The sequence below is a fragment of the Gordonia sputi NBRC 100414 genome, from assembly GCF_000248055.1.
GTDB lineage: Bacteria > Actinomycetota > Actinomycetes > Mycobacteriales > Mycobacteriaceae > Gordonia > Gordonia sputi.
Genome location: NZ_BAFC01000127.1, coordinates 69,730 through 80,462 on the forward strand (window position 1 = coordinate 69,730; position 10,733 = coordinate 80,462).

Genomic DNA, 10,733 nt, shown 5'->3' on the forward strand with positions numbered 1-10,733 from the left:
GTTGTCATCGGACGTCTACGCGACGTTGCTTCGCGCAGTGGTGCGCGGTGGTCAGCGAACCGACAGCGGGAGTTGGGCTGGTTTTACCGGTGACGGCAAATCCGAGGCACCCATGAGGAATTCGTCGACGGCGCGTGCTGTCGAACGTCCCTCGGCGATCGCCCACACCACCAACGACGCTCCGCGATGGGCGTCGCCACACACGAACACGCCGGGCGCGTCGGTCTGCCAGTCGCTTCCGCACGAGATGTTGCCGCGGCGGTTGGGCTCGATCCCCAGATCGGTGAGAAGCGCCGTGTCGCGTACGCCTTCGAACCCGATCGCGAAAAGTGCCAACTCGCAAGGGATCTCGAACTCGTCGCTGACCGGGGTGATCACCCGTCGGCCGTCGGGCTCGCGTACGACCTTCACTTCGGCGAGCACCATCGTCGTCACGTTGCCGTCGGCGTCGCCGACGAATCGTTGCACCGCTACCTGGTATTTGCGTTCGCCGCCCTCCGCGTGCGCACTCGACGTCCGCATGACAAGCGGCCAGGTCGGCCATGGTGAACGGTTGTCGTCACGGTCGCTGGGTAGTTCGGCGTTGTAGTCGAGTTGGACCACCGACGCCGCGCCCTGGCGATGCGCGGTTCCGAGGCAGTCGGCTCCGGTGTCGCCGCCGCCGATGATGACGACGTGTTTCCCGGCCGCGCTGATCGGCGACGGCCCGTCGCCCTCGCACTCTTTGTTGGCTGGAACGAGGTGTTCCATCGCGAGGTGCACTCCGTTGAGCTCACGTCCCGGGACCGGGTTGTCGCGCGCCTTCATCGCACCGATCGCGAGCACGACGGCGTCGTGCCTGCTGCGCAGTTCGTCAACTGTGAGATCAATGCCGACATCGCAGTTGACGACGAATTGTGTTCCCTCAGCGCGCATCTGAGCAACACGCCGCTCAATGTCGGACTTCTGCAGCTTGTACTCGGGGATCCCGTAGCGCAGGAGACCACCGACGCGGTCGTCTTTCTCGTAGACCGTGACGTCGTGGCCTGCGCGGGTCAGCTGTTGCGCAGCCGCCAATCCGCCGGGACCGGAGCCCACAACGGCAACCGACTTGCCCGACTTCGCATCCGGCGCCTCGGGACCGATGATGCCCTCTGCCCACGACTCGTAGGCGATCGTCTTCTCGATACGTTTGATCGTCACGCTGCCGCCGGTCGTCGACTCGGAGATCGACAGCACACACGCCGCCTCGCACGGTGCGGGACAGACCATTCCGGTGAACTCGGGGAAGTTGTTGGTCGCGTGCAGACGTGCGCTTGCCGCATCCCACCGACCACGACGCACGAGGTCGTTCCACTCGGGAATCAGATTTCCCAACGGGCATCCGGCAGTTCCGGAGTGGCAGAACGGGATTCCGCAATCCATACACCGACGGGCCTGCTCGGAGACCTCGTTGAGCGACGCGACAGGGTCGAATCCGTGCGCGTATACGTCTTCCCAGTCCTGCACGCGCTCGGCGACCGGACGATACTTTGCTTCCTTCTTCCCGATTTCCAGGAATCCGCGTGGGTCAGCCACGTGCCGCCTCCATGATCGCTGAATCAACGTCTCGCCCTTCGGCTTCGGCCATCCTGGCCGCGTCGAGGACGCGCTTGTAATCGGTGGGCATCACCTTGGTGAAGGCCAGGCATCGCCGTGGCCAGTCGGCGAGCATCGACGCGCCGATCGCCGATCCGGTCAGCTCGGTGTGCTTGGTGATGTGTTCGTGTAGCCAGCGCAGGTCGTCGGGGTCGGGTCGGAGGAGCTCGACCATCGCACCGTTGACCTTGGTCTCGTCGAGGTCGTAGACGTACGCGATACCGCCGGACATTCCCGCGGCCATGTTGCGGCCGGTGGGTCCGAGGATCACGACGCGACCGCCGGTCATGTACTCGCAGGCGTGGTCGCCGACGCCCTCGACCACCGCGGTGGCACCCGAGTTGCGCACGGAGAACCGCTCGCCGACCTTGCCGCGGAGGTAGACCTCGCCCGACGTCGCTCCGTAGAGGATGGTGTTACCCGCGATGACCTGGTCTTCTGCGATGAACCAGGCGTCCTCGTGCGGAGCAACCACGATCTTGCCGCCACACAGACCCTTGCCGACGTAGTCGTTGGTGTCACCGGTGAGCTTGATGGTGATGCCTGGCGGCAGGAACGCCCCGAGCGACTGCCCTGCCGACCCGGTGAGTTCGACGGTGATGGTGTCCTCGGCGAGTCCTTCGGCGCCATAGCGTCGGGTCACTTCCGAACCGAGCAGCGTGCCGACGGTGCGGTTGACGTTGCGGACCGGAAGTTCGAGCGTCACCGGGTGCGCATCTTCGAGTGCACCTTCGGCGAGTTGGATGAGCGTCTGGTCGAGCGCCTTGTCGAGGCCGTGGTCCTGACCGCGCACGCGGCGGGTCGGTCCCTTGTCCTCGATGCGACGGAAGATCGGACTGAGATCGAGTCCCTTGCTCTTCCAGTGGGCGACGGCGGTGTCGGTATGCAACCGCTGCGACTGTCCGATCGCGTCGTCGAGCGTGCGATATCCCAACTGCGCCAGGTACTTTCGCACGTCCTCCGCGATGAATCGGAAGAAGTTGACGATGTGCTCGGCCTGGCCGGTGAACCGCGAACGCAACACCGGGTTCTGCGTCGCGACGCCGACCGGGCAGGTGTCGAGGTGGCAGACGCGCATCATGATGCACCCGGACACGATCAGCGGTGCGGTCGAGAAGCCGTACTCCTCGGCACCGAGCAACGCCGCCATGATGACATCGCGACCCGTGCGGAGGGCACCGTCGCACTGCACGGTGATGCGATCGCGCAACCCGTTCAGCATCAACGTCTGCTGGGCGTCGGCGAGGCCGATCTCCCAGGGTGTGCCCGCGTGCTTGAGCGAGGTGAGCGGCGACGCTCCCGTTCCTCCGTCGTATCCGGAGATGAGCACGACGTCGGCGTGGGCTTTGGAGACGCCGGTCGCGACGGTGCCAACGCCGACAGCACTCACCAGCTTCACGTGGATCCGCGCGTCGGAATTGGCGTTCTTCAGATCGTGGATCAGTTGCGCGAGATCTTCGATGGAGTAGATGTCGTGGTGCGGCGGCGGCGAGATGAGCGCGACGCCCGGCGTCGAATGTCGTGTCTTCGCGATCCACGGGTACACCTTGTACGCGGGGAGCTGACCGCCCTCACCGGGCTTGGCACCCTGCGCCATCTTGATCTGGATGTCGGTGGCGTTGGTGAGGTAGTCGCTCGTCACGCCGAACCGACCCGACGCGACCTGCTTGACCGCGCTGCGTCGTTCAGGATCGTAGAGACGGTCGGTGTCCTCGCCGCCCTCACCGGAGTTGGACCGACCACCGATGCGGTTCATGGCGATCGCGATGGTCTCGTGTGCCTCGGCGGAGATCGAGCCGTAGCTCATCGCGCCCGTGTTGAAGCGGGTCATGATCGACTCGATCGGCTCGACCTCGTCGAGCGGCACGGGGTCGCGACCCGAGAAGTCCAGTTCGAACAGTCCGCGCAGCGTGCCGCCTTTACGCGACTGATCGTCGACCTTGTCCGAGTACGCCTGGAATACGTCGTCGCGTCCGGTCTTGGTGGCGTGCTGGAGCAAGAACACCGTCTCCGGGGTGAACATGTGCAACTCGCCCTCGCGGCGATATTGGTACTCGCCGCCGACCTCGAGTCGTCGATAGACCTGCTCGGTCGGGTTGTGCGGGAACGCGCGGTGATGCCGGATGCGGACTTCCTCGGCGAGTTCGTCGAGCCCGACGCCCTCGATCCGCGAGACCGTTCTGGTGAAGTACTCCTTGACGACCGCAGACGAGAGACCGACGGCCTCGAACGCCTGCGACGCCGTGTACGAGCTGATGGTCGAGATGCCCATCTTGCTCATCACCTTCAGCACGCCCTTGCCGAGCGCCTCGATGTAGTTGCGCTTGGCCTTCGACGGCCTGACACCGGTCAGCTCGCCCTCGGCGATCAGGTCCTCGATCGATTCGAGTGCCAGATAAGGGTTGACCGCCGCAGCGCCGAACCCGATAAGCAGTGCGATGTGGTGCACTTCGCGCGCGTCGCCCGACTCGACGATGAGCGCGATCTTCGTGCGCTCCTTGGTGCGGACGAGATGGTGATGCACTGCAGACGCAGCCAGCAGTGAAGGAATCGGCGCGTGCTCACGGTCGGAGTGCCTGTCCGAGACGACGAGCGTGCTGTGTCCCTCCGCGATCGCCTGGCTGGCGCGGCGTCGAAGATCTTCGAGCGCATCGGCGAGGCCCTCGCCGCCACGGGCCACCTCGTAGAGGCCGTGGAGAACTTTCGCGGAGAGTCCCGGGTTGTCGCCGTCGTCGTTGATGTGGACGAGCTTGGCGAGATCGTCGTTGTCGATGACCGGCCAGTGCAGCATGATCTGTCGACACGACGCCGCAGTCGGTGCGAGCAGATTCTGCTCGGGTCCCATCACGCGCGCCATCGAGGTGACGATCTCCTCGCGGATCGCATCGAGCGGCGGGTTGGTGACCTGGGCGAACAGTTCGACGAAGTAGTCGTAGAGCAGTCGCGACCGCTGCGACATCACGGCGACGGGCGTGTCGGTGCCCATCGAGCCGAGTGGTTCGTAACCCGACGCCGCCATCGGGGTCAGCAAGACCCGCAGGTCTTCTTCGGTGTAGCCGAACGACACCTGGCGTCGCACGACAGTGTCGTGGTTGGGCTTGTAGACCGGGCGCGGCGGGAGTGTGGCGATGTCGAGGAGGCCTGCGTGCAGCCATTCGTCGTAGGGTTCCGAACGCATGAGATCGCCCTTGATCTCTTCGTCGGGGATGATCCGTCCCTGCGCAGTGTCGACGAGGAACATCCGACCCGGTTCGAGGCGTCCCTTGGAGACCACGTCGTCGACCGGAACGTCGAGGACGCCGGACTCTGAGGCGAGGATGACCCGTCCGTCGCGGGTCTGCCACCAGCGTCCGGGGCGCAGCCCGTTGCGGTCGAGCACGGCGCCGACGACGGTTCCGTCCGTGAACGTGACACATGCGGGACCGTCCCACGCCTCCATCAGTGACGCGTTGAACTGCAGAAACGCGCGGCGCTTGGGGTCCATCGACGGGACGTTCTCCCACGCCTCCGGCACCATCAGCATCACCGCGTGCGGCACGCTGCGTCCACCGAGGTGGAGGAGTTCGAGGACCTCGTCGAGCGACGCCGAATCGGAGGCTTCGGGTGTGCAGATCGGGAACGCGCGCTTGAGGTCGCCGGGAATGAGGTCTGTCTCGAGCAGAGCCTCGCGGGCCCGCATGCGGTTGCGGTTGCCACGCACGGTGTTGATCTCACCGTTGTGCGCGACGAACCGGAACGGGTGCGCGAGCGGCCACGACGGGAAGGTGTTGGTGGAGAACCGCGAGTGGACGATGGCGATGGCACTCAGGCAACGATCGTCGCGCAGGTCGGGGTAGTAGAGCGGCAACTGCATCGTCGTGAGCATGCCCTTGTAGACCATGGTGCGACTCGACAGCGACGCGACGTACAACCCGGTGCCTGCGGCCTCGAACTCGGGTGTGATTCGCTCGGCCTGCTTGCGGAACGGATAGATGTAGCGGTCGAGGTCGACGCCGCCGAGCCGTGGTTGTCCCGGTTCCGGTTCGACAGTGACGAACAACTGCGCCATGAAGGGCATGCAGCCGACTGCGGTCTCGCCGATGTCTGCGCCGTCGACGTCGACCGGGAGGTCACGCCACCCGAGGATGGTGATGCCCTCTGCCTCGGCGAGCGCCGAGACGCGGTCCATCGCATCGCGCCGGGCCGCCTGGTCCATCGGCAGGAAGCAGGTGCCGGCAGCGTAGGTGTTCGCGCCGGTCTGCGACGGCGCCGGAAGCGCGAAATCGACTGTCCCACGGAACAATTCGTCGGGCAGCTGGATGAGGATGCCTGCGCCGTCGCCGCTGTTGGGCTCAGCGCCTGCCGCACCGCGGTGTTCGAGGTTCTCGAGCGCGAGCAGACCGTCGGCGACAATCGAATGCGACCGTCGACCGTGGATGTCGGCAACCATCGCGACGCCACACGAGTCCACTTCTGTCTCTGGGTCGTACAGGCCCTGTTTGGCCGGGAGCGCAGAAAACAACATCACGAGCCTCCACTCGATTCGCGTGAATCAAATGCTGAAGTCCTCAGGGACAGCGCTGGCCCGTGGAGCAGGTGTCAGGACACGACGCCGTTGGGGACGCGTGTTCCCGGGTGAGATCTCACTCTATCCGACCACCGCCCGCCGCGTGGTCTTCGACGCCGCGCGGGGGTTGGGGTTCGGGAGGTCGGGGCGTCGGGCGGAGGGGCGGCGGGTCGTCGGGTGGCGGCGCAGAATCTAGGGGAAAGAATCCTTCCCCTACTCCCAGACCTCTCCGCTAAAAACTTCGCGGGGACACGAAAGGAAGCCGCGGAAAGAACCCTTCCCTTACTTCCTGCAGCCCACCGAGGCAGTCAACCCCGCCCCGGGGCAGGCGCCCGAGTGGGTCGAGCTACTGCGAGTCCCCAGGCTTCCACGGCTTGGCGTCGGCCGACTCGCCGGTGCCCGGGATGATCTTGGCGTCGATCTCTTCGTTCTCGTCGACGACGGCGTCGGGGCCGCCCGCGTTCGTCATCTGGCCGTCGGCGAGAACCTCTTCGGCCTCGTCCACACCTTCTGCAGTCGCGGCGCCGTCGTCATCGGCAGCGGCCTCGGCATCCTCGGCGATACCCTCGGCGACCTCTTCGGCGTCGATGTCGGCGCTGTCGCCAGGGGTCGTGTCGGACTCTGAATCGGACTCCTCGAGAAGCTCCGACTCGGTGATCACGCCGTCTGGTCGAGCCGGATCGTTTTCGGGGTTCCACGGTTTCGCGTCAGCGGATTCGCCGGTCCCCGGGATGATCTTGGACACGATCTCCTCGTTCTCGTCGAGAACGGGATCGGGGCCACCCGCGTTGATCTCCTGCCCGTCGGCGAGTTCGGCCTCATCCTCGTCGACGCCCGATGGGCTGGTGTCGCCCTCGTCGTCGGCTTTGTCCTCGATGTCTTCGGACAGGCCCTCCGCGATCTCGTCGGCTGTCACGGCTTCGTCTTCAGCGCTGCTCATCGGAACCCCTTCGTCGGTCGGATCATCCGCCGCATCGGACCCAGCAGGTTCGGCGGCACCGGACTCAGCGCCACCGGCCGCTGTCACACCGGACTCTGTGGCATCAAACTCGGTGACATCCGACTTGGTGACATCGGACTCGGTGGCGGCGGAGTCACCTCCATCTTCCACGGCTTCGTCGCCCGCGGGGGTGTGCTCATCAGGATCAGCGTCCGAGTCGGGCTCAGTGTCAGAGTCAGCTGCGGCGCTCGAGCCGGTCTCGGTCTCGCCGGCGGCGGACTCGACGTCGTCGCCGACATCCGTGGCTTCGGCCTCCCCATCAGCGTCGACCGGCTCTGAGTCGACGCCATCCTGCTCGACGTCGGCGTCGGCGCGGGCCGGCTCTACGTCGGCATCGGCGCCAGCCTCGTCGACGTCAGCATCGTCTACTTCTTCGACGTCAGCCTCGTCGGCGTCAGGCTCTGTCACCACGCCGTCCGACGGCTCGTCGTCTGCAGTGGCGGCAGCGACACCGCCGACGGCAACCGCGCCCGCCGCGACCCCAGCGGCCGCGACCGGGATCGCCTTCGACGACGAGTCGTCCGACTCCTCATCGCGATCCGCTACGCCGTCTTCGACCTTGTCCGTCTCGGTCTTGTTCTTCTCGGTTTCGTCGTTCTCGGACTCTTCGTCGTCGGACTCATCGTCGTCGTCGAAGAAGTGCTCGCCGTCGTCCTCGTCGTCGATGTCGTCGTCGAAGTAGGCGCCCGTGTGGCCGAGTTCTTCGAGCTCGGCGGCCCGTTCGGGCCAGTAGACCTCGAGCCCTTGCTCCCGCCCGCGGGGCGCGACGATGAAGTAGATCGCACCGCAGACGATGCCGAGGGCCGCGGTGAATACGTTGATGCGAACGCCGGCGATGTGGGTGAAGGCGGGGTCGGAGCGCATGAGCTCGACGCCGAACCGTCCGATGCAATAGCCGACGACGTACAGCGCGAACAATCGGCCGTGGCCGATGCGGAAGTAGCGGTCGACAAGCACGAGAATCACGACGACCAGCAGGTTCCACAGGAGCTCATACAGGAACGTCGGATGCACAACCGCGACGACGTGCCCGTTCGACACTCCCGTGATCAAGCCCGGGTCGGCCTGTCCCGATGAGTCGACGCGCTCGTAGATCTCCAGACCCCAGGGAACGTCGGTCGGTCGGCCATAAAGTTCCTGGTTGAAGTAGTTGCCGAGGCGCCCGATGGCCTGGGCCAGCAGAATCGCGGGCGCGATGGCGTCGGCGAACGGCGGCAACTTGATACCCATGCGCCTGGTGCCGATCCACGCACCGAGGCCGCCGAACAACACGGCACCCCAGATACCGAGACCACCGTCCCAGATCTTGAACGCGTCGATCGGAGTCTTTCCGCCGTCGCCGAAGTAGATCTGCCAGTCGGTGAGCACGTGGTAGACGCGACCACCGATCAAACCGAACGGGACCGCCCAGATCGCGACGTCGAGAACCTCGCCCGAGCGCCCACCGCGGGCAATCCACCGGCGATTTCCCCACCAGACGGCGACGATGATGCCGACGATGATGCACAACGCGTAGGCCCGGAGCGGAAACGAACCGATGTACCACACGCCCTGCGGCGGGCTGGGGATATAGGCGAGCATCGTCGTCGTCGGCGCTGTCACGCTGCCACCCTAACGGACGCTGCCACCCCGACGAACGAAGCCACCGCGGCGGTCAGAGGTCTGCTCGCGGTTCCCGCACACCTGCGGCCAGTTCTGTGACCAGGTCGGCCAGATGGTCTTGGCCTGCCTTGGCCGCTGTGACCAGTGCCGAACCGACGATCACGCCATCGGCGTAGCTCGCGATCTGCGACGCCTGCTCACGATTTCGGACACCGAGTCCGACGCCGAGCGGGATGTCGGAGTACTCATGCACTCGTGCACACAGTTCGGGCGCGGCGTCGGAGACCGCGTCACGCGCCCCCGTGACACCCATCGTCGAGGCCACGTAAACGAACCCGCGCGACGCGTCGACGGTCAGCGCAATGCGCTCGGTCGTCGACGACGGTGCGACGAGGTAGATGCGGTCGAGGTCGAACTCGTCGGACGCCGCGTGCCAGGCGGCACCCTCTTCTGGGATCAGGTTGGGCGTGATCATGCCCGCGCCGCCCGCAGCTGCCAGGTCACGCGCGAACTTGTCGACGCCGTACTGCAGCACGGGGTTCCAGTAGCTCATGACGACCGCGTTCCCACCCGCAGCGGTGATCGCCTCGACAGCGCGGAACACGTCGCGGACCCGCACGCCGTTCGTCAGCGCGAGGTCGGCAGCCTCCTGGATCGTCGGTCCGTCCATGACCGGATCCGAGTACGGCACACCGACTTCGATGATGTCGCAGCCCGCGCGGACCATCGTCTCGAACGACTCGATCGACTTCTCGACGGTCGGGTAGCCAACGGGGAGATACCCGATCAGCGCGGCACGCCCCTCGGCGCGGCACTTCTCGAAGACCGGGCTCAACTTCGACGGTCCCGCGTGCACGGGCGCCTTCGGCTGTGTCATTGCACGTCCCCCCTGCTGCTGGCAGCCGCGGTACCGGTCGTCACGCCGACCTCGTTCTCCGACGGTGGCGGGTCGAAGAGGTGGAACCAGCGCGCAGCGGTGTCGACGTCCTTGTCGCCGCGACCAGAAAGGCTGACCAGAACAATCGCGCCCTCCCTCAGTTCCTTACCGAGCTTCAACGCTCCGGCGAGTGCGTGTGCCGACTCGATGGCGGGAATGATGCCCTCACGACGACTGAGCAGAGCGAGCGCGTCCATCGCCTCGGTGTCGGTGATGGGACGGTACTCGGCGCGGCCGGTGTCCTTGAGCTGTGCGTGCTCGGGCCCGACGCCCGGGTAGTCCAGGCCCGCCGAGATCGAGTGCGACTCGATGGTCTGGCCGTCTTCGTCCTGCAGCAGGTACGAGTAAGCGCCCTGGAATGCGCCGGGCGTGCCTCCGGTGAACGTCGCGGCATGTCGACCGGTCTCGACGCCGTCGCCCGCGGCCTCGAAGCCGACGAGGCGCACCTCGGAGTCGTCGAGGAAGGGGTGGAAGATGCCGATGGCGTTGGACCCGCCACCGACGCAGGCGGTAACGGCGTCGGGCAGGCGACCCGCCTGGTCCAGGATCTGCGCGCGGGCTTCGAGTCCGACGATGCGCTGCAGGTCGCGCACCATCATCGGGAACGGATGCGGACCGGCCGCGGTGCCGAAGCAGTAGTAGGTGTTGTGCGCGTTGGTCACCCAGTCGCGCAACGCCTCGTTGATCGCGTCCTTCAGGGTCGCCGAACCATTGTCGACGGCGACGACCTCGGCGCCGAGCAGTCGCATCCGCGCGACGTTGAGTGCCTGCCGGTCGGTGTCGACGCGGCCCATGTAGACGATGCACTCCATACCGAACAGTGCGCAGCCGGTGGCGGTGGCGACACCGTGCTGACCGGCACCGGTCTCGGCGATGATGCGGGTCTTACCCATGCGCTTGGCGAGCAACAACTGCCCGAGCACGTTGTTGATCTTGTGCGACCCGGTGTGGTTGAGGTCTTCGCGTTTCAGGAAAATCCGTGCGCCACCGGCGAACTCGCTCAGCCGCGTGGCTTCGTAGAGCGGCGAGGG

General features: G+C 66.0%; 5 protein-coding genes. All 5 read right to left on the reverse strand.

All coding sequences use genetic code 11. From position 1 onward, the window contains the following. Positions 1-51: 51 nt before the first annotated feature. Positions 52-1,557: a glutamate synthase subunit beta gene (locus GOSPT_RS21095; protein WP_005208852.1), complete on the reverse strand. Its 1,506-nt coding sequence runs from the start codon at positions 1,555-1,557 to the stop codon at positions 52-54. Next, on the reverse strand, positions 1,550-6,121 hold the full coding sequence (gltB, locus tag GOSPT_RS21100; RefSeq protein WP_005208854.1) for a glutamate synthase large subunit: 4,572 nt from the start codon (positions 6,119-6,121) through the stop codon (positions 1,550-1,552). The genes GOSPT_RS21095 and gltB overlap by 8 nt, the downstream gene beginning before the upstream one ends. A gap of 388 nt (positions 6,122-6,509) precedes the next feature. After that, positions 6,510-8,744: a prolipoprotein diacylglyceryl transferase gene (gene lgt, locus GOSPT_RS21105; RefSeq protein WP_005208855.1), complete on the reverse strand. Its 2,235-nt coding sequence runs from the start codon at positions 8,742-8,744 to the stop codon at positions 6,510-6,512. Positions 8,745-8,817: 73 nt separating this feature from the next. Continuing rightward, positions 8,818-9,642 (reverse strand): tryptophan synthase subunit alpha, encoded by an 825-nt coding sequence (gene trpA, locus GOSPT_RS21110; RefSeq protein WP_005208857.1) that lies wholly within the window; start codon positions 9,640-9,642, stop codon positions 8,818-8,820. After that, the coding region (gene trpB, locus GOSPT_RS21115) for a tryptophan synthase subunit beta (RefSeq protein WP_005208860.1) at positions 9,639-10,733 on the reverse strand (1,095 nt) is incomplete at its 5' end. The genes trpB and trpA, both read right to left, overlap by 4 nt.